General features: G+C 62.5%; 21 protein-coding genes. 1 reads left to right on the top strand and 20 read right to left on the bottom strand.

The window, feature by feature from the left end:
* Positions 1-102: 102 nt before the first annotated feature.
* The 11 genes from pyk to hisI all read right to left on the bottom strand — a co-directional run bounded on the left by pyk (position 103) and on the right by hisI (position 15,338).
* Positions 103-1,596 (bottom strand): pyruvate kinase, encoded by a 1,494-nt coding sequence (gene pyk / locus MOD31_RS14270; protein ID WP_142939414.1) that lies wholly within the window; start codon positions 1,594-1,596, stop codon positions 103-105.
* Positions 1,597-1,650: 54 nt separating this feature from the next.
* Complete coding sequence (locus MOD31_RS14265; protein ID WP_142939415.1) at positions 1,651-3,108, bottom strand: glutamate synthase subunit beta; 1,458 nt, start codon at positions 3,106-3,108, stop codon at positions 1,651-1,653.
* The gene (gene gltB, locus MOD31_RS14260) at positions 3,101-7,714 is read right to left on the bottom strand and encodes a glutamate synthase large subunit (RefSeq protein WP_223942334.1); all 4,614 of its coding nucleotides are present in this window, start codon (positions 7,712-7,714) and stop codon (positions 3,101-3,103) included. Before gltB ends, MOD31_RS14265 begins: the two co-directional genes overlap by 8 nt.
* A gap of 259 nt (positions 7,715-7,973) precedes the next feature.
* Positions 7,974-9,128 carry a prolipoprotein diacylglyceryl transferase gene (lgt, locus tag MOD31_RS14255; RefSeq protein ID WP_166842029.1) on the bottom strand — a complete coding sequence of 385 codons (1,155 nt, stop codon included), beginning with the start codon at positions 9,126-9,128 and terminating at the stop codon, positions 7,974-7,976.
* Between the two features lie 21 nt (positions 9,129-9,149).
* Positions 9,150-9,962, bottom strand: coding sequence for a tryptophan synthase subunit alpha (trpA, locus tag MOD31_RS14250; protein ID WP_250820948.1), 813 nt, complete (start codon positions 9,960-9,962; stop codon positions 9,150-9,152).
* Positions 9,962-11,338: a tryptophan synthase subunit beta gene (gene trpB, locus MOD31_RS14245; RefSeq protein ID WP_142939419.1), complete on the bottom strand. Its 1,377-nt coding sequence runs from the start codon at positions 11,336-11,338 to the stop codon at positions 9,962-9,964. The genes trpA and trpB overlap by 1 nt, the downstream gene beginning before the upstream one ends.
* A gap of 114 nt (positions 11,339-11,452) precedes the next feature.
* Positions 11,453-12,271, bottom strand: a complete 819-nt coding sequence (trpC, locus tag MOD31_RS14240) for an indole-3-glycerol phosphate synthase TrpC (protein ID WP_250820947.1) — start codon at positions 12,269-12,271, stop codon at positions 11,453-11,455.
* 2 nt (positions 12,272-12,273) lie between these two features.
* Positions 12,274-12,546 (bottom strand): HGxxPAAW family protein, encoded by a 273-nt coding sequence (locus MOD31_RS14235; protein WP_142939421.1) that lies wholly within the window; start codon positions 12,544-12,546, stop codon positions 12,274-12,276.
* Between the two features lie 131 nt (positions 12,547-12,677).
* Complete coding sequence (locus MOD31_RS14230; protein ID WP_223942332.1) at positions 12,678-13,283, bottom strand: Trp biosynthesis-associated membrane protein; 606 nt, start codon at positions 13,281-13,283, stop codon at positions 12,678-12,680.
* Complete coding sequence (locus tag MOD31_RS14225) at positions 13,280-14,863, bottom strand: anthranilate synthase component I (protein ID WP_250820946.1); 1,584 nt, start codon at positions 14,861-14,863, stop codon at positions 13,280-13,282. The genes MOD31_RS14230 and MOD31_RS14225 overlap by 4 nt, the downstream gene beginning before the upstream one ends.
* Before the next feature lie 58 nt (positions 14,864-14,921).
* Positions 14,922-15,338 (bottom strand): phosphoribosyl-AMP cyclohydrolase, encoded by a 417-nt coding sequence (hisI, locus tag MOD31_RS14220; protein WP_166842025.1) that lies wholly within the window; start codon positions 15,336-15,338, stop codon positions 14,922-14,924.
* A gap of 89 nt (positions 15,339-15,427) precedes the next feature.
* On the opposite strand from hisI, the gene MOD31_RS14215 reads away from it, so the two are divergent.
* Entirely contained in the window at positions 15,428-16,072 is a 645-nt protein-coding gene (locus MOD31_RS14215) for a TIGR03085 family metal-binding protein (RefSeq protein ID WP_223942616.1), read from the top strand.
* 58 nt (positions 16,073-16,130) lie between these two features.
* Here the strand turns inward: MOD31_RS14215 and hisF are convergent, their stop codons facing one another.
* The 9 genes from hisF to pnuC form a co-directional block, all read right to left on the bottom strand.
* Complete coding sequence (gene hisF / locus MOD31_RS14210; protein ID WP_166842024.1) at positions 16,131-16,907, bottom strand: imidazole glycerol phosphate synthase subunit HisF; 777 nt, start codon at positions 16,905-16,907, stop codon at positions 16,131-16,133.
* 39 nt (positions 16,908-16,946) lie between these two features.
* Positions 16,947-17,807 (bottom strand): ATP phosphoribosyltransferase, encoded by an 861-nt coding sequence (gene hisG / locus MOD31_RS14205; RefSeq protein WP_142939426.1) that lies wholly within the window; start codon positions 17,805-17,807, stop codon positions 16,947-16,949.
* An 84-nt stretch (positions 17,808-17,891) separates the two neighbouring features.
* Positions 17,892-18,155, bottom strand: a complete 264-nt coding sequence (locus MOD31_RS14200; protein ID WP_018778638.1) for a phosphoribosyl-ATP diphosphatase — start codon at positions 18,153-18,155, stop codon at positions 17,892-17,894.
* A 104-nt stretch (positions 18,156-18,259) separates the two neighbouring features.
* Positions 18,260-18,745, bottom strand: coding sequence for a 6,7-dimethyl-8-ribityllumazine synthase (gene ribH, locus MOD31_RS14195; RefSeq protein WP_223942331.1), 486 nt, complete (start codon positions 18,743-18,745; stop codon positions 18,260-18,262).
* Positions 18,746-18,762: 17 nt separating this feature from the next.
* On the bottom strand, positions 18,763-19,467 hold the full coding sequence (gene ribA / locus MOD31_RS14190; RefSeq protein WP_142939428.1) for a GTP cyclohydrolase II: 705 nt from the start codon (positions 19,465-19,467) through the stop codon (positions 18,763-18,765).
* A complete protein-coding gene (gene ribB, locus MOD31_RS14185) occupies positions 19,464-20,159 on the bottom strand; it encodes a 3,4-dihydroxy-2-butanone-4-phosphate synthase (protein ID WP_250820945.1) in 696 nt (231 codons plus the stop codon). Before ribB ends, ribA begins: the two co-directional genes overlap by 4 nt.
* Entirely contained in the window at positions 20,159-20,785 is a 627-nt protein-coding gene (locus tag MOD31_RS14180) for a riboflavin synthase (RefSeq protein ID WP_166842021.1), read from the bottom strand. Before MOD31_RS14180 ends, ribB begins: the two co-directional genes overlap by 1 nt.
* On the bottom strand, positions 20,785-21,879 hold the full coding sequence (gene ribD, locus MOD31_RS14175; RefSeq protein WP_208096814.1) for a bifunctional diaminohydroxyphosphoribosylaminopyrimidine deaminase/5-amino-6-(5-phosphoribosylamino)uracil reductase RibD: 1,095 nt from the start codon (positions 21,877-21,879) through the stop codon (positions 20,785-20,787). The genes MOD31_RS14180 and ribD overlap by 1 nt, the downstream gene beginning before the upstream one ends.
* A gap of 41 nt (positions 21,880-21,920) precedes the next feature.
* Positions 21,921-22,625 carry a nicotinamide riboside transporter PnuC gene (gene pnuC / locus MOD31_RS14170; RefSeq protein ID WP_250820944.1) on the bottom strand — a complete coding sequence of 235 codons (705 nt, stop codon included), beginning with the start codon at positions 22,623-22,625 and terminating at the stop codon, positions 21,921-21,923.
* Positions 22,626-22,709 lie beyond the last annotated feature (84 nt).

The raw sequence follows: 22,709 nt of genomic DNA, 5'->3' as shown, positions 1-22,709 counted from the left end.
GCTCACCTCACGCGAGGTGAGCGGCCGCCGTCGTAATCGCCATAGACAAACAGAAAGCGGGCTCCGCCACATTGGCGGGGCCCGCTTTCAGCAACCGAGGACTTACGCCTTGGTCTTGGACTTCTTTTCAGGCCAGGGGCCAACGGGTTCCTTGCGGGAGCCGTCGTCGGTCTTGGAGGTGTCGGCGAGGTCGCCTACCTTGTGGACCTTCAGCGAGTTGGTGGAACCGGCCTGTCCTGGAGGGGAACCGGCAGCGATGACAACCAGGTCGCCTTCGTCCACGAGGTCCATTTCCAGCAGGCTCTTGTCCACCTGTGCGGTCATCTCGTCGGTGTGGCCCACGGAGGGCACCAGGACCGGCTGGATGCCCCAAGTGAGGGCCAGCTGGTTCCAGACGTGCTCAACGGGTGTGAACGCGAAGACCGGCTTGACGGGGCGCAAGCGCGAGAGGCGTCGTGCCGAGTCGCCGGACTGGGTGAAAGTACAGATGTACTTGGCGTCCAGCTGGTCGGCGATTTCGACGGCGGCACGGGTGATGGCGCCACCGCGGGTCTTGGGCTTGGTGCCCAGCGGGGGGACGCGCTCAAGACCGTGGACCTCGGTGGATTCGATGATCCGCGCCATGACCTTGACGGTCTCAATGGGGTACTGGCCCACGGAGGTTTCGCCGGAGAGCATGACTGCGTCGGCGCCGTCGAGAACTGCGTTGGCGCAGTCGGAAGCCTCGGCGCGGGTCGGGCGCGGGTTGTCGATCATGGATTCGAGGACCTGGGTGGCCACGATGACCGGCTTGGCCCAGCGACGTGCCAGTTCGATGGCGCGCTTCTGGACGATCGGGACCTCTTCGAGCGGCAGCTCGACGCCGAGGTCGCCACGGGCAACCATGATGGCATCGAACGCGTCGATGATTTCGTGGAGCTGCTCTACTGCCTGTGGCTTTTCGATCTTGGCGATCACCGGCACGCGGCGGCCTTCTTCGTCCATGATCTCGTGAACGCGCTTGATGTCTGAGGCATCACGGACGAACGAGAGGGCGATCAGGTCTGCGCCGCGCTTGAGGGCCCAACGGAGGTCGTCCTCGTCCTTTTCGCTCAAGGCGGGGACGTTGACGGCTACACCGGGCAGGTTGATGCCCTTGTTGTTGGAAACCTTGCCGCCAACCGTCACGGTGGCAACAACCTTCACGTCGTCAACCTCGATGGCACGCAGTGCCACCTTGCCGTCGTCAATGAGCAGGGCATCGCCTACGTTGACGTCCTCGGTGAGGCTCTTGAGCGTGGTGGAGCAGATGTCCTTGGTACCGGGGACGTCTTCGGTGGTGATGGTGAAGGTATCGCCAACAGCCAGTTCGTGGGGGCCGTCGACAAAGCGGCCCAGGCGGATCTTGGGTCCCTGGAGGTCAGCCATGATGGCCACCGGCTTGCCCAGCTGCGCCGCAGCCTTGCGGACGTTCTCGTAGGTGTTGTCGTGCACGGAGTAGTCGCCGTGGCTCATGTTCATGCGAGCAACGTCGACGCCGGCCTCCAGCACCGCGAGGGTGTTCTCGAAGCTGGAGATAGCCGGGCCGAAAGTTGCCACAATTTTCGCGCGTCTCATATACCTACCCTAAGTAGTCATGCTGATTGAGTAAAAGAAGTGTTCCTGCCGGCGCTATAAGACCGCTATCGCCCGGTCGGTGGGGGCGACCGGTGCCGGGAGAATGGTGCTTCCCATCAGGAACCTGTCCACTGCGGCCGCGCAAGCACGGCCTTCCGCAATGGCCCACACAATCAGTGACTGGCCACGTCCGGCATCGCCGGCAACAAACACTCCCTCGGTGTTCGTCATGTAGTAGCCGTCGCGGGCAACGTTGCCCCGACTGTCGAACTCTGCGCTGACCTGCTCGGTGATACCTGCCGGCTCAGCACCGGTAAAGCCCAGGCTCAAGAACACAAGGTCAGCTGGAATGATGCGTTCTGTACCGGCTTTGGGCAGGCGCTTGCCGTCCACAAACTCGGTTTCAGCAACTTTGACGCCGGTGAGTTTGCCGTTTTCGCCAACGAACTCAACGGTTGATGCAAGGTAGGTACGCTCTCCACCTTCTTCGTGGGCGCTGGCGACCTCGAACAGTGTGGGGAATGTCGGCCACGGTTGGTGGGCGGCTCGTTCGGCCGGCGGCTGCTGGCCGATGGCGAGCGTGGTCACCGATGCTGCCTGGTGGCGGTGTGCGGTGCCGATGCAGTCAGCACCGGTATCGCCACCACCCAGGATGACAACGTGCTTGCCACGGGCGTCGATGTGGTTTTCGGGGCTCTCCCCCGCCACCATACGGTTCGAAGGAACCAGGTAATCCATGGCGAAGTGGACACCCTCAAGGTCCCGGCCCGGAATGGGGAGGTCACGCGGCACGGTGGCGCCGGTGGCCACTACAACGGCGTCGTAACGGCGGCGCAGCTGCTCCCAGGTGACGTCCGTACCCACTGCGACGCCGGTCCGGAAGCGGGTGCCTTCGGCCTTCATCTGCTCAAGGCGGCGGTCAACCTGTTCCTTCTCCATCTTGAAGTCGGGGATGCCGTAGCGGAGCAAGCCGCCAATCTTGTCGTCGCGTTCGTACACAGCAACGGTGTGGCCCACACGGGTCAGCTGCTGCGCCACAGCCAGGCCTGCAGGGCCGGAACCCACCACAGCCACCGTCTTGCCGGTGAGGCGAGTCGGCGGAAGGGGCTGGACCCAGTCGTTATCGAAGGCTTGGTCGATGATGGAGACCTCAACCTGCTTGATGGTCACGGCAGGCTGGTTGATGCCCAGCACACAGGACGCTTCGCAGGGTGCAGGGCACAGGCGGCCGGTGAACTCCGGGAAGTTGTTGGTGGCGTGAAGGCGCTCAATCGCTTCTTCACCCTTGTCCCGCCACACGAGGTCGTTCCACTCGGGAATGAGGTTACCCAGCGGGCAGCCCTGGTGGCAGAACGGAACACCGCAGTCCATGCAGCGGCCGGCCTGGCTCTTCAGGACGCCCTTTTCCTGGGCTTCGTACACTTCTTTCCAGTCCATGATGCGGACGGGAACGGGACGGCGTGGCTGCGTCTCGCGCTGCCGGACTTTCAGAAATCCGCGTGGATCAGCCACCGGTTACCTCCAGGATTCGAGACCATACTTCTTCGCCATCGGGGTCAAGGCCCTCTTCGATGGCGTCAAGACGGGTTTGCAGGACTGCGGCGTAATCGCGCGGCAGCACTTTGGTGATGCGGGCGGCAGTGTCGTCGAAGTTTTCGAGCAGACGGCCGGCCAGGACGGATTCGGTTTCTTCAAGGTGCTTGGTGAGCAGACCGTGGACAATGTCGCGGTCCTCGGCATCGAGCTCCAGGAGCTGAAGTTCACCGGTATCGAGGGCCATCTTGTTGACGCGCTCAGGCTGCAGGTCCAGCACATAGGCGGTTCCACCGGACATTCCGGCACCGAAGTTACGGCCCGTGCGGCCGATAATCAGCGTCTGGCCACCGGTCATGTACTCGCAGCCGTGATCGCCAATGCCTTCGACGACGGCGGTGGCACCGGAGTTACGCACCAGGAAGCGTTCACCAACCTGGCCCCGCAGGAACATTTCACCGCTGGTAGCGCCGTAACCTATGACGTTGCCGGCAATGACATTCCGCTCTGCCTGGAACACGTTGGTGCGGTCCGGGCGGACGATGATGCGGCCGCCGGAGAGACCCTTGCCAACGTAGTCGTTGGAATCGCCGAACATACGCAGGGTGATGCCCGCGGGGAGGAACGCTCCGAGTGACTGGCCTGCGGTGCCGTTGAGCGTGACGTCGATGGTGTCGGTCGCCAGGACATCGATGCCGAAGGTCTTGGTCACCACGTGGCCGAGCATCGTTCCCACGGAACGGTCCGTGTTGATGACGTCCAGGGTGATCTTGACGGGCATGCGGTCGCTGAGCGCTTCCTGTGCCATGGTGATCAGCCGCTGGTCGAAGTGCTTGTCCAGCTCGTGGTTCTGGCCGGTCATGTTGCGCAGCGGCACGTCGTCGTCGAACTCCAACCCGTGCAGGATGGGGTCCAGGTCCAGCCCTTCGGCCTTCCAGTGGTTGATCGCTTCGCGAGTATCCAGGACCTCGGCGTGGCCAATGGCCTCTTCCAGGCTGCGGAAACCAAGCTCGGCAAGGATTTCGCGGACTTCTTCTGCGAGGAATTCGAAGAAGTTGACCACGAACTCGGGCTTGCCGTTGAACCGGGAGCGAAGCTCGGGGTTCTGCGTGGCAACACCAACAGGACAGGTATCCAGGTGGCAGACGCGCATCATGATGCAGCCCGATACCACCAACGGAGCAGTCGCGAAGCCATACTCTTCGCCGCCCAGAAGGGCCGCAATGACAACGTCGCGGCCGGTCTTGAGCTGCCCGTCAACCTGAACCACCACGCGGTCGCGGAGACCGTTGAGCATCAGGGTCTGCTGGGTCTCGGCGAGGCCAAGTTCCCACGGCACACCCGCGTGCTTGAGCGAGTTCAGCGGCGAGGCACCGGTACCGCCGTCGTGACCTGAAACAAGCACGACGTCGGCCTTCGCCTTGGTGACGCCGGACGCCACCGTGCCGATCCCGACTTCCGAAACCAGCTTGACGTGAACACGGGCCGAAGGGTTGGCGCGCTTGGCATCGTAGATGAGCTGCGCGAGGTCTTCGATCGAGTAGATGTCGTGGTGCGGGGGCGGCGAAATGAGTCCAACGCCGGGAGTGGAGTGCCGTGTCCGGGCTACCCAGGGGTAGACCTTCTGCGCCATCAGCTGGCCGCCTTCGCCGGGCTTTGCACCCTGGGCCATCTTGATCTGGATGTCCTCGGCGTTGGTCAGGTACAAGCTGGTGACGCCGAAGCGACCAGAGGCAATCTGCTTGATGGCCGAGCGCCGCTCAGGATCCAGCAGGCGATCAACGTCCTCGCCACCCTCGCCCGTGTTGGACTTGCCACCCAAACGGTTCATGGCGATAGCAAGTGTCTCGTGGGCTTCCTGCGAGATGGAGCCATAGCTCATGGCACCCGTGGAGAAACGCTTGACGATGCTGGAGACAGGCTCCACTTCCTCCAGCGGAACTGCCGGACGGACACCGTCCTTGAACTTGAGGAGCCCGCGGAGGGTCATCAGGTTCTCGGACTGATCGTCAATGCCCTTGGTGTAGGACTTGAAGATGTCGTAGCGGCGTTCGCGGGTGGCGTGCTGCAGGCGGAAAACCGTCTCCGGGTTGAAGAGGTGCGGTTCGCCGTCACGGCGCCACTGGTACTCGCCGCCGCCAAGCAGCGGCTGGTGCGGGTGCTCGATGCCACCTTCGGGGTACGCCATCTGGTGACGTGCCGAAACTTCGGCTGCGATGACATCCAGGCCGACGCCGCCCAGCTGGGAGTGCGTACCGGAGAAGAATTCGTCCACGAGTTCCTGGGACAGGCCCAGTGCTTCAAAGGTCTGGGCGCCCGTGTAGGAAGCCACAGTGGAGATGCCCATCTTGGACATGATCTTCAAGACGCCCTTGCCCAGGCCCTTGATGAGGTTGTAGACACCGTCTTCGGCGGTAACGCCTGTGACGTCACCGTTGGAGATCAGCTGCTCCACCGATTCCATGGCCAAGTAAGGGTTGACGGCGGATGCGCCGTAACCGATGAGAACTGCCACATGGTGTGTCTCGCGAACGTCTCCGGCCTCAACCACCAGGGCGGTCTTGGTGCGGTTCGCACTGCGGAGCAGGTGGTGGTGAACGGCGCTGACCAGCAGGAGCGAAGGAATCGGGGCCCATTGCGCGTTCGAGTCACGGTCGGACAGCACAACGTACTGCACGCCGCGGTTGATCGCGCCGGAAACCTGTTCGCAGATCTCCGTCAGACGTGCACGCAGTGCCGCTTCTCCACCCTCGGGGCGGTAAAGGCCACGAACCTTCATGGCGATGCGATCGCCGTCGGGGGTTTCGATGTTCGCGATCTTGGCAAGCTGATCGTTGTTGATCACCGGGAACGGCAGCGAGATCTGCGGCTGTCGGACCTGCTTGCCATCCAGGAGGTTGCCGTTGGGACCAATGGCACATTTCAGCGAGGTGACCAGCTCTTCGCGGATAGCATCCAGCGGCGGGTTGGTCACCTGGGCGAAGGACTGCACGAAGTAGTCGAACAACAGGCGTGGGCGCTTGGAGAGCACAGCCACCGGGGTGTCCGAGCCCATGGCACCCAAGGGCTCGGCGCCGGTACGGGACATCGGTCCGAGCAGGATCTTCAACTCTTCGGTGGTGTAGCCAAAGGTCCGCTGACGGATGTTCACCGAAGCGGCCGTGTGGACCACGTGCTCACGCTCGGGAAGCTCGTTGATGTCGATCAGGTTGTCCTTGAGCCAATCAGCCCAGGGGTTGGCCCCGGCAATTTCAGCCTTGACCTCGGTGTCGTCAATGATGCGTCCGGCTTCGGTGTCCACCAGGAACATCTTGCCTGGGGCTACGCGGCCTTTCTTGACCACGTTGGAAGGCTCAACCTCAATGACACCAACTTCGGACGCGAAGATGATGAGGCCGTCTTCGGTGATCCAGTACCGTCCCGGGCGCAGGCCATTGCGGTCCAGTGTGGCGCCAACGAGGCTGCCGTCGGTGAAGGACACAGCGGCAGGACCGTCCCACGGCTCCATGAGCAGGGAGTGGTACTCGTAGAACGCACGGCGCGCGGGATCCATGGTGGCGTGGTTCTCCCATGCCTCCGGGATCATCATCATGATCGAGTGCGTGATCGGACGGCCGGAGAGCCAGAGGAGCTCGGCCACCTCATCGAAGGAAGCAGAGTCCGAGGCGCCCGGGGTACAAATCGGGTAAAGCTCCTCGGGCACCGAACCCAGCAGGGGGCTGGCCAACTGCGACTGGCGGGCACGCATCCAGTTGCGGTTGCCCTTGACCGTGTTGATCTCACCGTTGTGGGCGATGGTGCGGAACGGCTGCGCCAACGGCCAGGACGGGAACGTGTTGGTGGAGAAGCGTGAGTGGACGATCGCAAGCTTCGTCTTGAACCGCTTGTCCGAAAGGTCCGGGTAGAACGGCTCCAGCTGTGCGGTGGTCAGCATGCCCTTGTACACAATGGTGCGCGAGGACAGCGACGGGAAGTAGACACCGAACTTGTTCTGGGCGCGCTTTCGGATACGCCAGGCACGGGAGTCCAGTTCATTGGGCTCAAGGCTTTCACCGGTGGCCGAAGCGAAGAACGGCTGCGAGAAGTACGGCATGCAGGCCCGCGCCATGGCGCCGACCAGGTCTGCAACCACCGGGACCTCACGCCATCCGAGGACTGTGAGCCCCTCATCAGCGGCGAGGGCTTCGATACCGGCTTTGGCGTTGTCAGCTTCACGGGACTCAGCTGGAAGGAAGGCGGTGCCCACCACATACTGGCCCGGAGCAGGCAGTTCGAATTCGGTGACGGCCCGGAAGAACTCGTCCGGGACCTGCATCAGCAAGCCCGCACCGTCGCCGGTACCTTCGTCGGCGCCCACGGCGCCGCGGTGTTCGAGATTGCGGAGGGCGGTCAGCGCCGCTTCCACGATGTCGTATCCCGGTTCCCCGCGGAGCGTGGCAATAATAGCCAGGCCGCAGGCGTCCTTCTCCTTATCAGGGTTGTAAAGACCCTGAGCCTCCGGGAGCGCGGCAAAGCGCTTGAACGGAGACATGGCACCCTGAGGTTCGATATTTTCGGACCAACCGGGGTTATGAAGATGGGTCATGGGAGACGTCCTTCCTCGAGATCGTGCGTATGGAAGGGACAACGTTGGCCCCACCTTGCCTGCCCTGTGACGGGCACAACAAAGCGCTAGTAATTGGAATTGTAGGCCAGCCGATCCAGCGCAACGAACAGTTACGCAGACCTCTGGCCCCGGCTTGACCAGTGAACATCGGTATGCTGCGATCCGGTTTCCGGGGTGCCACGACGCTGTGGACTGGGCCCTACGAGCGGTGACTCTGTTGCCCCTTTACCGAACGCGACTACTTGGTGTCGTCTGCCTTCGGCGTGGATCCGGGGGCCTTCCTTGCGGCAGTAGCAGCAGACGTGGAACCGGTGCCGGACGTGATGTCCTTTCCCGCCTCCCCTGCTGATTCCTGCGGCTCGTCAACGTGGCCCGGATCGCTTTGGTTATCTGGGAGATTACCACGCGAACCAGTATCTGAGACAGATGCGTCCACATCATGACTGGTGACACTGGTCACCGCAGCCGGCTCCTTTTCCGCCGTTTTTTCGGGCTCGCGGCCCGGCAAATAAGGTGTATCGGGCACCGGCCGGCCCTTACGGCCCAGGACGAAGAAGACCGCCAGAGCGGCGATAAAGACAAAGATGCTGGTCCACACATTAAGCCTGGTGGTAATCCCGAAAAGGCTGATCTGCTCAGCATCGTCAATGCGCAGCGCTTCAATCCACACGCGGCCCAAGGTGTAGTACACGGCGTACAACCAGAAGAGCCGACCCCACCGGAAATTGAACTTCCTGTCCAGCAGCAGAAGGATGGCGACACCCACCAGGTTCCACAGCATCTCGTAAAGGAACGTCGGGTGGAACAGAGTGCCCGCAGCCATGTCCGGCGGGAAGTTGGCATTGGCGGGGTCAATCTCGAGTCCCCACGGCAACGTGGTGGGCGCGCCGAAAAGTTCCTGGTTGAACCAGTTTCCCAAGCGTCCGATGGCCTGGGCCAGGAGCAGCCCCGGAGCTGCTGCATCCAGGAATGCCGTCAACTTAACGCCTGCCCGTCGGCAACCGATCCATGCACCTACCGCACCGAGGATCACAGCACCCCAAATGCCCAAACCACCCCGCTGGATCTGCGGAATCAGCGAGAGGTCCCCTGTGCCGTCAAACCCGGGCCCGAAGTAAGCGTCGGGGGAAGAGAAGACATGGTAGAGGCGGCCACCGATAATGCCGAAGGGGATCGCCCAGATGGCGATGTCCCACAGACTGCCCTCAGGCGCCCCGCGGCGCTTCCAACGTGCCGAGGTCAGCCACAAGCCAACGATGATGCCCGCCAGGATGCAGAGGGCGTATGCGTGGATGCGCAACGTCCCCCACGGTAGCGGAATGTCGAAACCGGACCACGATGGGCTCGGGATACTCAAGGGGACCATTGCCGCAGCGTGGAGGACGGTCTGCATTCGCTTCGCTGTTTCCTTTTTCTAGGCTTCTGCAGCTGCGCGGCCCAGGCCGGCGCTGAGGTTCTTGGTGAGTTGTCCGACGGCGTCCACGCCGCCGTCGCGGAGGGCCGCCACCAAAGCGGTGCCGACGATCACCCCGTCCGCATAGGCAGCGATTTCACGCACGTGATCCGGGTTGGAGACGCCCAATCCGACACAAACACGCTCGGCGCCGGCCTCGTGGGCACGAGCCACCACGCTTTCTGCACTACTGCTGACGGAGGTTCGTGTTCCGGTAACGCCCATGATGGAGACAGCGTAGACGAATCCACGGCTAGCCTTGACCGTCATGTCCAGTCGCTCCGGAGTGGAAGAGGGCGCCACAAGGAACACCCTGTCCAGGCCGTACTTGTTGGAGGCTTCGAACCACTCATGAGCCTCGTCAGGAACCAGGTCAGGGGTAATGAGCCCTGCTCCCCCGGCTTCGGCCAGGCGGCGGGCGAACTCGTCCACGCCCATGCGCATGACCGGGTTCCAATAGGTCATGACCAAAACTGCTGCATCGGTGGCGGCAGTAATGCCTGCAACCACGTCAAAGACGTCTGCGACGCGGAATCCGTTGGAGATCGCTTCAGTGGTAGCGGCTTGGATCACGGGACCGTCCATCACGGGATCGGAGTACGGAATGCCGATTTCGATGAGGTCAGCACCGTTCCGGGCCAAGGCTATGCCGGCCTCGATGCTCTCCTTGACCGTGGGGTAGCCGGCGGGAAGGTACCCCACCAACGCGGCCCGGCCGTCTGCTTTGGCCCGGTCAATGACGGCGGCGGATTTGCTGGCGAATTCTTCAGTCATCAGTTCTGGTCCTCGTTGACATCCACGGCTGCTTCGTTGGTGCGCTCGGTGGGCCCCTTAGGCTTCCGCGTGGACAGTGTGGTGCCCTTGACGTGCCCTTCCTCGTCCAACATGTTGAACCAGGCGGCAGCAGTCTCCACATCCTTATCGCCACGCCCGGACAGGTTCACGATCACTGTCACGTCCGAGGGATTTTCCTTGCCCTCCGTGAGACGCTGGCCGATCTTGATGGCACCGGCCAATGCGTGGGAGGACTCGATAGCAGGGATGATGCCTTCAGTCCGGCACAGGAGGCTGAACGCATCCATGGCTTCGGTGTCCGTCACGGCCTCGTAGGTGACACGCCCGATGTCAGCAAGGTAGGAGTGCTCCGGGCCGACGCTCGGGTAATCCAGCCCGGCAGAAATGGAGTGTGACTCAATGGTCTGACCGTCTTCATCCTGCATCAGGTACGAGCGGGCGCCGTGAAGTACGCCCGGGCGGCCCAGCGAGATGGCTGCAGCGTGGCGGCCTGTCTCCACTCCTTCGCCGCCGGCTTCAAAGCCGTAGATCTTCACTGATGCGTCGTCAAGGAATGCGTGGAAGAGGCCTATTGCATTGGATCCTCCACCGATACATGCAGCGATGGCGTCGGGAAGCTTCCCGGTTTGCTCCAGGATCTGGCTGCGCGCCTCTTCACCGATGACTTCGTGGAAGTAGCGGACCATGGCAGGGAAAGGATGCGCTCCGGCGGCGGTACCCAGCAGGTAGTGGGTGTGCTCCACGTTGGAGACCCAATCCCGAAGGGCATCGTTGATGGCGTCCTTGAGTGTCTGCGAACCGTTGGTCACGGGAACCACGGTGGCCCCCAGGAGCTGCATGCGCGCCACGTTCAAGGCCTGCCGACGGCAATCCTCGGCACCCATGTACACCACGCACTCAAGGCCCAGCAGTGCCGCTGCGGTTGCGCTGGCCACGCCGTGCTGGCCTGCGCCGGTCTCGGCGATGACGCGGGTCTTGCCCATCCGCTTTGCGAGCAGTGCCTGGCCCAGGACGTTGTTAATTTTGTGGGAACCGGTGTGGTTGAGGTCCTCGCGCTTGAGGAAGATGCGCGCCCCGCCTGCGTGCTCCGAGAAGCGCTTGGCCTCGGTCAGCAAAGACGGCCTGCCGGAGTAGTTCTTGTTCAGGTCCTTGAGCTGGGCGATGAAATCAGGATCAGCTTTGGCCTTCTCAAAGGTGTCCTGAACTTCGTCAAGGGCGGCGATGAGCGACTCGGGCATCCAGCGTCCGCCATAGCTGCCAAAGTAGGGCCCCGATGCATTCCGCAGCGAAGGGCCACCTTGGAGGAATGCATCCGCTGCATTCTCTTCTGAGCCGGCTGTTGGCGCGTCGACCATCAGTCTCACCGTCCTATTCCAGTTAGTTCTTTGGGTAGTTCCACGTGCCACAAGGCAGCCGCAGGCTGATGCCCGGGCTGCCTTGCAACTATTCGCCGTGACTCAGGTGCTGCCTCAGTTCCTGACGGCGATTGCGGCAGCTCCCGCTGCCTTGAATTCAGTGATGCGTTCGCGCGGTGTGGAGTCGCTGACCAGCGCTTCCCCCACCAGGATGGCGTTGGCGCCGCCCGCGGCGTAATAAGAGACGTCCTCGGGACCCCTGACGCCGGATTCGGCCACGATGACGGACTCAGCCGGAATCAAACCGGCCAATGATCCGAAAACGGAACGGTCGACGTCGAGCGTTTTGAGGTTGCGCACATTGATGCCAATGATCTTGGCCTGCGCCGCGACAGCTCGCTCAATTTCCTCTTCGGTGTGCGTCTCCACCAGGACGTTCATGCCGAGCTCGTGGCTCAGAGCACTGAAGTCAGCAAGCTCCGAGTCGGACAGCGCCGCAACGATCAACAGGATGAGATCGGCACCGTGTGCACGGGCTTCCCAGATCTGGTACTCGTCAACGGTGAAGTCCTTGCGCAGCAACGGCGTTTCGACGGCGGCACGTACGGCGTCGAGGTCCGCCAGGGAACCGCCGAAGCGGCGCTGTTCGGTGAGGACGCTGATCACGGAAGCCCCGCCGTCGGCATACTGCGCCGCAAGCGACGCAGGATCGGCGATGGACGCGAGATCACCTTTGGAAGGGCTGCGACGCTTGATTTCGGCGATGACTTTGAGGTCGTTGCGGATGGATGACGGGCCACCCAAGGCGGCCCATGCATCACGGGCCGGAGCAGCGTTAGCGGCGCGCTCCTTCAGCTCCGCGAGGGACACGAGACCACGCCGGGCCTCCATGTCCTCCTTGACGCCAACAATGATGTCATCAAGAACGGTCACGATTAGTGACCGTTGTTCTGCAGCTTGCTGCCGCCCACTCCGTAGCCTGCCTTGCGCATGACGAAGCCCACGATCAGGCCGATAACCATGACCACCAGTCCGCCGACGAAGATCGGGGTGTTGGCGATGACAAATGCGATGGAAGAAATCAGGGCGCCCACCAGCATCACAAGTACGCAGGTCCAGGCAGCCGGGCTGTTTCCGTGGCCAATGGCGTCAGCGTGGCTGGCCATCTTGGATTCAGCTTGGTTTGCGGACACTGTGGTTTTGCTCATGTGAAATCTCCTCAGGATGAATACTGCTTACATTCTGCCATTTATTGACGACGGCCGGGACATCGCCTGACGTCACCGCAGGTGTGGTCGGCTTTGTTGCGCCGGGGAACCCGAAAGTCCGAGGCGACTGCCTACGTGGGGTCTTCTCCGCGCGAGAGGCTGTCCCAGCTGTCGATCTCGTCAACGGGTTCGTTGCTGCTCTTCTTACTTCTCGTCCCGGCGTCATATTTGGTCCGTGAGGTCCAGTGACGAGCCGCAAGCGGCAAGAGAACAGCGCAGACCGCCAGAAGGGAACCGGCAATGATGGCAAGCACGGGGAACACAGTGACTGCTGCATCGGCCTGCCCGCCCGATACTCCCGTGGCTGCAGCTATGGAACCTTGCGCGGCTCCCAACGGATCCAGCATGACGGTCACTGCCGCGAGGATGATCCCCGCAGCTGACAAAACAATGAGGACTGCAATGATCCAGCGCGCTATCTTTCCGGCGATGGATGCAGCCAAGCCGCCCGCCAGAGCGACGACAGCCAGTGCTGTGACCGCGGTAGCCGCTTTGCTTCCTTGGACATGGAGGTCACTGTTGGAGGCACCAGTGGGGTCCAGCCGGACCTCGATCCAGGTCTGAGTGGTGGCTCCAAAAACGGCCAACGCAAGGATGGTGGTGGCCAGAACCAGAGTGGATTTTCGCGCCCACCGCGGAGACTGCCTCACAGAAGGTGCTGAAGATGCCGCGCTCATGAAATCGACGTCCCGGTGTCGGATTCATCTGCGCTCCGCACAGACCTTGCGGAAATGTTCTGCAACGAACCGGCTGTGTGCACCGCACGGAGAGGTGCGGCAGCTTTGTTCACCGTTTCAAGGGCTTCCGAAGGCTTGTGCGAATCGGCCACGATCCCACCGCCGGCCTGGACGTAGGCGCGTCCCTCACGGAGCAGTGCGGACCGGATGGCAATGGCCATGTCCATGTCTCCGGCGAAGTCCAAGTAGCCCACCACGCCGCCGTAGATGCCACGCCGGTGCGGTTCGAGTTCGTCCAGCAGCCTGAGCGCACGCGGCTTGGGAGCACCGGAAAGAGTGCCCGCCGGAAAAGTCGCTTTGAGGACGTCGTAGGCCTTTGCGTGCGGGGCGAGCTCGCCTACCACGGTGGACACCAGGTGCATGATGTGGCTGAACCGCTCCACTTCCATGAACTGCGTAACGTCCACGGTTCCGGCCACACAGACCTTGGAGAGGTCGTTGCGTGAGAGATCCACCAGCATCAGGTGCTCTGCGCGCTCTTTCTGGTCAGCCAGAAGCTCAGTAGCCAATGCCTTGTCGGCCTCCACCGTCTTGCCACGAGGGCGCGAGCCGGCGATGGGGTGGGTAATGACTTCCTGTCCGGTCACCGTGACCAAGGCCTCCGGTGAGGAGCCCACAATCGAGTACTCGCGGCCGTCCGCGTCCTCCAGGCTGAAGAGGTACATGTACGGGCTGGGGTTGGTGTTGCGCAGGACGCGATAAACATCCAGGGGGTCCGCGGCGCATTCCATTTCGAATCGCCGCGAGATCACTACCTGGAAAACCTCACCGTCAACAATGGCTTCCTTGCCGCGGTCGATTGCTTCCAGGTATTTGGCCTCGTCCCAGCGTTCCTGGACGCTCGAGGCGAAGTCCAGGGCAGCCGTTTCAAGCACGGACACGGGCTGGGCAACCGGTGTGCTGATCTGCTCCAGCAGCGCCTTCACCCGGGCTACGGCGTCGTGCCAGGCATCATCCACCCGCTCGGAGCTGTCATCGAAATTAATGGCGTTGGCAATCAGGAGGACGGTGCCGTCCATATTGTCGTGCACCGCCATGTCGGTGACCAGGTTCAGTGCCATCTCGGGCAGCTGCAGATCATCTTCGGGCGGGGACGTCAGCCGCTCCCAATGGCGCACAGCTTCCCACCCGAGGAAGCCCACCAAACCGGACGTGAACGGCGGCAACCCATCAAAGCGGTCAGTTTGAAGTGCCGCGACGGTGTCCCGCACAGCGTCAACGGGGTTGCCCGAGACAGGAACTCCCACGGGTGGCTCACCAATCCAGTGCGCCTGGCCGTCTTTGGTGGTCAGCGTGGCACGGGACTTGGAACCGATGAAGGAGTAGCGCGACCACGCGCCGCCAACCGCAGCGGATTCCAAGAGGAAGGTTCCCGGTTGCCCCTTGGCCAGCTTTCGGTACAGGCCAATGGGAGTCTCGGCATCCGCCAAGACCTTGAGTCGGACAGGGATGACACGGCTGTGGACGGCGAGTTCGCGGAACTCTTCCAGGCCCGGGCTGATGATTCCAAGGTCCTGCATGGCTATGTTTTCCGCCTTATTGTCTGAGGTGGTGCGTCAGTGGAAAGTGGTGGGTGCCTTAGTCGCGGTGGCCCGTAACAACTGTGAAGTCGCGACCATCGAAGCAGGTCCGGGTTCCGGTGTGGCAGGCTGCGCCGATCTGGTCCACGCGGATCAGGAGGGCATCGCCGTCGCAGTCAAGGGCGACAGACTTCACGAACTGTACGTGTCCGGAGGTGTCGCCCTTACGCCAGTACTCCTGACGGGAGCGGGAGTAGAACGTGACCCTGCCGGAGGTCATGGTGCGGTGGAGGGCCTCATCATCCATCCAGCCGAGCATGAGGACCTCATGGGTGTCGTGCTGCTGCACGATAGCTGCGACGAGGCCGGAAGAATCCCGTTTCAAGGCGCTGGCGATCTCCTGCGGCAAAGGGCTCGCGGGCTCGCTTGAGGGCTCCGCGGCAGGAGTTGGGCTGGGGGCGGACTGCTCTGACATCAGATCAAGTCTAGTGCCTTTGGCGGGAGCCGGATTCTGCGGCGGTTCCACTGCGCAAGAGTGCTCCGATCGTGCTAGTTTCACAAGTGATGCATTTCGTCGATCCTTCCCGAGAAGTACTGGCCGAAACCCTTCTGGCGGCCGGACCTGACTCCCCCACGCTCTGCGAAGGGTGGCAGACGCGGGATCTTGCTGCGCATTTGTATCTGCGCGAACGGAAGATTGCAGTGGGTTTGGGCCTGCTGATTCCCAGTTTGGGCAAGGCCTCGGAGAAGGCCACCTCCAAACTCGCTGCCAAGCTCCAGAGCCCTGAAGCCTATGCGGACCTCATCAAGACGTTCCGCGCCGGCCCTCCGGCCCTCTCCCCCTTGAAGATCAAAGCCTTGGATGAGACGTCCAATCTCATTGAGTACTTTGTTCACACCGAGGACATTCGCCGCGCCGGCGACCGTTGGGCACCCCGGGCACTCGACGAAGCCTATTCGGATGCCCTCTGGGACGACCTCATCAAGCGCGCTGCCTTCCTTTACCGCGGTGTAGACCTCGGTATTGTGCTTGTGCGACCCACCGGTCCCCGACACGTAGCCAAGCGAGCCCCCGTTTCAGTAGCAATCGTCGGCGAGCCCGGCGAACTGCTCATGCACGCTCATGGACGTACCAGCCAGGCGCTCGTCACCTTCGAAGGCCAGCCGGACGCCGTCGCGCTCTTGCAGTCAGCCGACATCGGCCTCTAAATGCGCAATGGAGGGTCACCTGCACGGTGACCCTCCATTGCCTTTTAAGCTCTACTGATCAGCGAACCTCGAAGCCTGCCTCACGAATCGCGGTCTTCACCTGGGCGATCATGTCATCCGGGCCAAAGTGGAACACCGAGGCCGCCAGCACGGCGTCCGCGCCAGCCTCCACGGCGGGCGGGAAATGGGCAGGCACGCCGGCCCCGCCCGAAGCAATGATGGGGATGTTCACCGCAGCACGGACCAAGCGGATCAGTTCAAGGTCGAAGCCGTCCTTCGTGCCATCGGCGTCGATCGAGTTGAGCAGGATCTCTCCCACGCCCCTGTCGGCGGCTTCCTTGGCCCAGGCGATCGCATCGATTCCGGTACCGGTGCGGCCACCGTGGGTGGTCACTTCAAAACCGGACGACGTCGGGACGTCACCGTCACGGGTACGGCGCGCGTCCACCGAGAGCACCAGGACCTGCGAGCCGAAGTGACGGGTGATTTCATCGATCACATCGGGGCGGGCGACAGCCGCGGTGTTGATGGACGCCTTGTCCGCACCGAAGCGCAGGAGCTTGTCCACCTCTGCCACGCCACGAACACCACCACCCACGGTCAAGGGAATGAAGACTTCCTCAGCCGTGCGGCGGACCACGTCGAACGTGGTTTCGCGGTTGCCGGACGACGCAGTGACGTCCAGGAACGTCAATTCGTCGGCCCCGCCGTTATCGTACCGGTGCGCGAGTTCCACTGGATCTCCGGCATCTCGGAGTCCTTCAAAATTGACGCCCTTGACCACCCGGCCTGCATCGACATCCAGGCATGGGATGACGCGTACGGCTACAGCCATGTGCTGCTCCTAAGTTCTACTGGGCTTGCTGTCCGTGGATCAGATGCGGCAAGCGTGGATGCTGCTGACCAGGATGGCGCGTGCTCCGAGGTCGTAGAGCTCGTCCATGATGCGGTTGGTTTCCTTCTTGGGAACCATGGACCGCACAGCAACCCACTCCGAATCCCGCAGCGGTGAGACCGTGGGCGATTCCAGGCCGGGAGTCAGTGCAGCCGCGTCCTCCACCAGGTCTTTGCGGATGTCGTAATCCATCAGGACGTACTGGCGGGCTACGAGGACTCCCTGGAGTCGACGGATGAGAATCTCGATTTCCTTGGCTGTCCCGTTGGCGGCTCCGCCCGAACCGGACCGGCGGATCAGCACGGCCTCGGACTTCAGGATGGGATCGCCAAAGATCTCCATGCCGGCAGCTTTGAGCGTGTTACCTGTTTCAACGACGTCGGCGATTGCGTCCGCGACGCCCAGACGCACGGAAGACTCAACGGCTCCGTCCAGCCGGACCACGGTGGCGTTCACGCCGCGCTCGGAAAGGTAATCGCGCAAAAGTCCGTCGTAACTGGTTGCCAGGCGCTTGCCTTCGAGCTGCTCGACGCCGGTGAAGTCACCTACCGGTCCAGCGAACCGGAACGTGGACGGCGCGAAGCCCAAAGGAAGCAGTTCTTCGGCTTCCACTTTTGCGTCCAGCAACAGGTCGCGGCCGGTGATGCCGACGTCCAGGGTTCCCTGGCCGACGTAAACGGCGATGTCGCGGGGACGGAGGAAGAAGAACTCAATGTCATTGTCGGGATCAACCATGACCAGTTCGCGGGTGTCGCGGCGCTGGCGGTAACCAGCCTCGGACAACATTGCCGAGGCGGCTTCGGACAGGGATCCCTTGTTGGGGACTGCTACACGGAGCATTGGGAGACTTTCTTTTTGGAATGGAGGTTTTCAGGCACCTTGGCCACGCAGGGGGCTCCGCAACAGGCAAGCGGAGTGGCGTGGCTAGAGATGCTTGTAAACGTCTTCCAGGCTGAGGCCCTTGGCGAGCATGAGGACCTGCAGGTGGTACAGCAACTGGGAGATTTCCTCAGCGGCGGCTTCGTCCGATTCGTACTCCGCGGCCATCCAGACTTCGGCGGCCTCTTCGACCACCTTTTTACCGATGCCATGGATTCCGGAGTCCAGTTCGGCAACCGTGCGCGAACCTGCCGGGCGGGTCGCTGCTTTCTCACTCAGTTCTGCGAACAGCGTCTCGAAATTCTTCACGCCCTCCAGACTACTTGCTCAGGGGCAACCACCGCTTGTTGGGGCGTTGCATGACGAAGGGGATGTGAGTGAAGACACACTCACATCCCCTTCGATCCAGGCGTTTAGCTGTACTGCTTGAGTGTCACAGCCGTGGCCAAGGCAGCGGTCACTGCTTCGTGTCCCTTGTCCTCCTTGGAACCCGGAAGGCCGGCACGGTCGATGCCCTGCTGCTCGGTGTCGCAAGTGAGGACGCCGAAGCCAACAGGCACTCCGGTGCGGACGCTGACGTCGGTGAGGCCCGACGTCGCGGCCTGGCAGACGTAGTCGAAGTGTGGGGTCCCGCCGCGGATCACTACGCCGAGGGCTACCACAGCGTCGAAGTGGGGCGCGAGCCTGGCCGCGGCAACCGGAAGTTCAAAGCTGCCCGGAACCCGCAGGAGCGTGGGTTCGGCGATGCCGGCTTCCTTGGCTGCGCGGAGGGCACCGTCAACCAGCCCGTCCATGATCTGTGTGTGCCAGCTCGCGGCCACAATGGCCAACTTCAGCTGTGAGGTTTCCTCGGGGTTGAGGGTGGTGAGGTCGATAGTTGGTGCGCCGTGGCCGCTCATAGTTGCTGGGGATCCGTTCAGTCTTGGTTGTTGTCAAAGGGCAGGGATGCCGGCGTCTTGCCGTTGCTGACGGGCTGGACGTCCAGCGCCAGTCGGTGGTCCATCCGGTCTTTCTTGGTCTGCAGGTAGCGGAGGTTCTGTTCGCGGGAGGGAACCTCGGTGGGCACCATCTCCACCACCGTGACACCGGCTTGGGCGAGGCGGTTCTGCTTATCGGGGTTGTTGCTCAGCAACCTGACCTCGTGCAGTCCCATTTCCGCTAGGATCTGGCCCGCGGCAGTGTAGGAGCGCGCATCTACAGGCAGGCCGAGCTGTTCGTTGGCTTCCACTGTGTCAAAGCCGGCTTCCTGCAGCGCATATGCCTTGATTTTGTTGGCCAACCCGATGCCCCGGCCCTCTTGGCCGCGCAGGTACAGCAAGGTCCCGCCCTCTGCGTGGATGAGCTCCAGGGCAAAGGCCAACTGTTCTCCGCAGTCGCAGCGGTAGGAACCAAACACATCACCGGTGAGGCACTCCGAATGCAGCCTTACCAATGGTGCACGGCCGCCCTTGGGCGGGTTGGGGGAACTCACGGCGAGGTGCTCGTGGCCGGTCTCATGGTCAGTCCACGCCTGTGCCACAAAGTCACCAAAAGCCGTAGGCAATTGCACGATCGGCCCACCACTGACGGGGTGCGTCCCGGGGCCGGTGTGGTCGCTGCTGCGTGTGGTCGATGCGGTCATCGCTTCTCCTCGTCCTCCTGTGAAACATGTGCTTTCCGGGACTCTACCGCCTCAACATACGACACCAGGTCCTCGATGGAGATGAGGGGGCATCCATGTTCAGCGGCAAAATCACGGAGACTGTCCAGCCGCATCATTTCACCGTCGTCATGTACCAACTCTGCGATCACACCCACCGGAGCGAGCCCGGCAAGCCGACACAGGTCCACGGCAGCTTCCGTGTGACCTGGGCGTTCACGCACTCCCCCGTTAACCGCACGCAGCGGGAAAATATGCCCGGGGCGTGTGATCGATGCCGGAGTGCTGTTTGGATCCGCCAAAATTCGGGCAGTCAAAGCGCGGTCAGTAGCTGAGATTCCGGTGCTGACTCCGATCGCAGCATCGCAGGAAACGGTGTAGGCGGTTCCCTTTGCGTCCTCGTTGATCTCCACCATAGGCGGCAGGATCAGGGCGTCCGCGCGCTCTGAATCCAAGGGAACACAGATGACTCCGGATGAATAACGGATGGTCCAGCCAATGAGCGCCGGCGTTGCGTGCTCGGCGGCGAAAATGATGTCGCCTTCGTTTTCCCGGTCTTCGTTGTCCACCACGATCACGGCCCTGCCGGCGGCCATGGCGGCGATGGCGGATTCGACAGGATCCAGGCCGGTACGTCCCGTTCCGGCCGGAGTTGTTTTGGCGGGAGCGCTCATCAGTTGCCTCCCTGCCGGGGCGCGAAGGACAGGAGGCGTTCGGTGTACTTGGCCAACACATCAACTTCGATGTTCACCCGGCCACCCACCGCTTTGGCGCCCAAGCCGGTTTCCTCCAGCGTAGTGGGAATCAGACCTACTTCAAACCACGGCGCCGTTTCTGCGGCGGGGCTGACCGCGGTCACGGTCAATGAAACACCGTCGACGGCGATCGAACCCTTTTCGGCGATGTACCGTGCCAGCGTGGCCGGCACTCCAAACCTCAGCCGGTCCCAGTTCCCCAGCGGCTCGCGTTCCAGCAGTTCACCTACACCGTCCACATGGCCTTGGACAACGTGCCCGTCCAGCCGTCCGCCGGCCGGAACGCAGCGTTCCAGGTTTACGGCATCTCCCGCCGTCAGCTCGCCAATGGTTGTCCGGACGAGGGTCTCCCCCATGACGTCCACGCTGAAGTCCTGGCCCTCGATCTGCGTGGCGGTCAGGCACACCCCGTTGACGGCAATGGAGCCACCCAAGGGCAAGCCGTCTGCCGTGGTAGGCGCTTTCAGCCTCAATGTTGCGCTGGCATCGCCATCATGCTCAATGCCAAGCACAGTGCCTTGCTCGGCAACGATTCCCGTAAACATCAGTTTCCTCCTGTGAGATGTTCCGCAGCTTCTCCGTGAAGAACCACATTTTTCTGCGAAACCGAATTCTTGATAGTGCTGGCGGCGCCCCGTGGTGACCGCAGGTGTAGCCGAAGGTCGTTGCCTAGAATCCGGACAGCGCCGCCACCGGCGTCGTCCCAGGACCAGTGCTGGGCGTCCGCAAGTGTGGTGATACCGAGGTCGTGAAGTGCCGGGGTACCGGATCCGAGCAACGTGGGAGCGAGGTAGACGATCAGTTCGTCCACCAGGTCCGCGGCAAGGAAAGTGCTCAAAATGGAGGAGCCTCCTTCCACCATGAGGTGGCGGACCCCCTGTTCGAACAGCAGGCCCAAGGCTTCCGCCGGATCCCGCGTGGGCAGGTGAAGGAAACGCCCGTCGGTTCCCCGGACTGCAGCATCTTCAGGGACTTCCCGCAAACCCATGACTGCACGGAGGGGCTGGTGGGCCGAGAGCCCGCCCTCCGGTGTCCGCGCCGTCAATCGCGGGTTGTCGATCAGCACCGTCCCGGTTCCTACCAGAATCGCGTCGATCAGACCCCGCAGTCCGTGGTTGTCAGCAAGCGACTCCGGACAGGAGATCCATTGGCTGGTGCCGTCCACAGCGGCAATTCTGCTGTCCAGGGTCTGGGCTATATGCAAGGTGACGAAGGGACGCTTCGCCGCAACGGCGTCGAACCAGTCACGGTTCAGGTCCAGTGCCCTGCTACCTTCCAGCCCGGACCTGACGTCAATGCCGGCGGCAGTGAGCGTGCGCGCACCCCCCGCGGCGGGGTCATGGGGATCGTCGACGGCGTAGATCACCCTTGCGATGCCTGCGTCAATGATGGCCTGGGCGCAGGGCCCGGTTCTGCCCACATGGTTGCAGGGCTCCAACGTGACAACCATGGTGGTTCCTGCAGTCTCGACGCCGTTCTTCCGGGCTTCGGAGATCGCGTCGGCTTCGGCATGGGCCGTTCCGGCCCCTCGGTGATAACCGGTTGCCAGTTGCTTTCCCTCCGGACTGAGGATGACCGCCCCTACCAACGGGTTGGCTCCCCGCGGTCCGGCAAGCGCAGCTTTTAATGCGGCTTCCATGGCCGCATTTTCTGCTGCCGTGTAAAACGTATTGGCTAAGCTCACTGGCGGGCCCCCGCGGACACAGCAGCGACTACGGGCTCGGCGTCGCGGCCGGCACGTTCGCGCTTTTCGGCCCGCCACCACACGAAGAACCCGGTGAGGGTAAAGAAGCCGTAGAACAGGTACATCACCGCGCTGGCGTAATAGCCTGCGCTGAACAGCAGCGGCACTCCCACAATGTCAACGGCCACCCAAATCAACCAAAATTCAGTCCATCCACGTGCCATGCCGTAGGTTGCCAGCAGGGATCCCATGAAGGTCCATGCGTCTGCCCAAACGGGCGGATAGGAGCCAAGGGCGTCGAACACGGGCGTCAGTGCAGCCGTGCCCGCCACCATCGCACCAATCAGCGCGAAGCGGACCTTGTTACTGGCCCAACCGGGGACAATGGCACGCCCTTGGGTACCCGACTGCCGGCCTTGCTGCCACCGGTACCAGCCATAAACAGCCACTGCGATGAACATGATCTGGCGGGCGGCCTGTCCCCACAGCGTGGCCGGTGCTGCGGCACCGAATACGTTGCCCAGGAAGACCGTGAGCAAGAGGATGTTACCCACGATGCCGATTGGCCAAGCCCAGACTTTTCGGCGCATACCGCCGAGGGCGCTGAGGAGCCCAAAGATGTTTCCAAGCACTTCGCGTAAGACAAGAGCAGATCCTCCAACGGGGATCTGTGCTTCGAAGAGCCATCGCAGAAAGTCCATGCCGTTCCTTCCCAGTAAGCCGCGATGACTCCGGGGGTGTACGACAGCGCAATGCCGGGCGTCGCGAAAGGGACGCCCAAGGCA

It is taken from the genome of Paenarthrobacter sp. TYUT067, from assembly GCF_023656375.1.
Lineage (GTDB): Bacteria > Actinomycetota > Actinomycetes > Actinomycetales > Micrococcaceae > Arthrobacter.
This window is presented reverse-complemented; position numbering and strand designations above follow the sequence as displayed.

Excerpts from the sequence above, each read along its gene's own strand:
- pyk (WP_142939414.1), bottom strand. The coding sequence starts at position 1,596 with ATGAGACGCGCGAAAATTGTGGCAACTTTCGGCCCGGCTATCTCCAGC.
- gltB (WP_223942334.1), bottom strand. The coding sequence starts at position 7,714 with ATGACCCATCTTCATAACCCCGGTTGGTCCGAAAATATCGAACCTCAG.
- lgt (WP_166842029.1), bottom strand. The coding sequence starts at position 9,128 with ATGCAGACCGTCCTCCACGCTGCGGCAATGGTCCCCTTGAGTATCCCG.
- trpA (WP_250820948.1), bottom strand. The coding sequence starts at position 9,962 with ATGACTGAAGAATTCGCCAGCAAATCCGCCGCCGTCATTGACCGGGCC.
- trpB (WP_142939419.1), bottom strand. The coding sequence starts at position 11,338 with ATGGTCGACGCGCCAACAGCCGGCTCAGAAGAGAATGCAGCGGATGCA.
- MOD31_RS14235 (WP_142939421.1), bottom strand. The coding sequence starts at position 12,546 with ATGAGCAAAACCACAGTGTCCGCAAACCAAGCTGAATCCAAGATGGCC.
- MOD31_RS14230 (WP_223942332.1), bottom strand. The coding sequence starts at position 13,283 with ATGAGCGCGGCATCTTCAGCACCTTCTGTGAGGCAGTCTCCGCGGTGG.
- MOD31_RS14225 (WP_250820946.1), bottom strand. The coding sequence starts at position 14,863 with ATGCAGGACCTTGGAATCATCAGCCCGGGCCTGGAAGAGTTCCGCGAA.
- hisI (WP_166842025.1), bottom strand. The coding sequence starts at position 15,338 with ATGTCAGAGCAGTCCGCCCCCAGCCCAACTCCTGCCGCGGAGCCCTCA.
- MOD31_RS14215 (WP_223942616.1), top strand. The coding sequence starts at position 15,428 with ATGCATTTCGTCGATCCTTCCCGAGAAGTACTGGCCGAAACCCTTCTG.
- hisF (WP_166842024.1), bottom strand. The coding sequence starts at position 16,907 with ATGGCTGTAGCCGTACGCGTCATCCCATGCCTGGATGTCGATGCAGGC.
- hisG (WP_142939426.1), bottom strand. The coding sequence starts at position 17,807 with ATGCTCCGTGTAGCAGTCCCCAACAAGGGATCCCTGTCCGAAGCCGCC.
- ribH (WP_223942331.1), bottom strand. The coding sequence starts at position 18,745 with ATGAGCGGCCACGGCGCACCAACTATCGACCTCACCACCCTCAACCCC.
- ribA (WP_142939428.1), bottom strand. The coding sequence starts at position 19,467 with ATGACCGCATCGACCACACGCAGCAGCGACCACACCGGCCCCGGGACG.
- ribB (WP_250820945.1), bottom strand. The coding sequence starts at position 20,159 with ATGAGCGCTCCCGCCAAAACAACTCCGGCCGGAACGGGACGTACCGGC.
- MOD31_RS14180 (WP_166842021.1), bottom strand. The coding sequence starts at position 20,785 with ATGTTTACGGGAATCGTTGCCGAGCAAGGCACTGTGCTTGGCATTGAG.
- ribD (WP_208096814.1), bottom strand. The coding sequence starts at position 21,879 with ATGGAAGCCGCATTAAAAGCTGCGCTTGCCGGACCGCGGGGAGCCAAC.
- pnuC (WP_250820944.1), bottom strand. The coding sequence starts at position 22,625 with ATGGACTTTCTGCGATGGCTCTTCGAAGCACAGATCCCCGTTGGAGGA.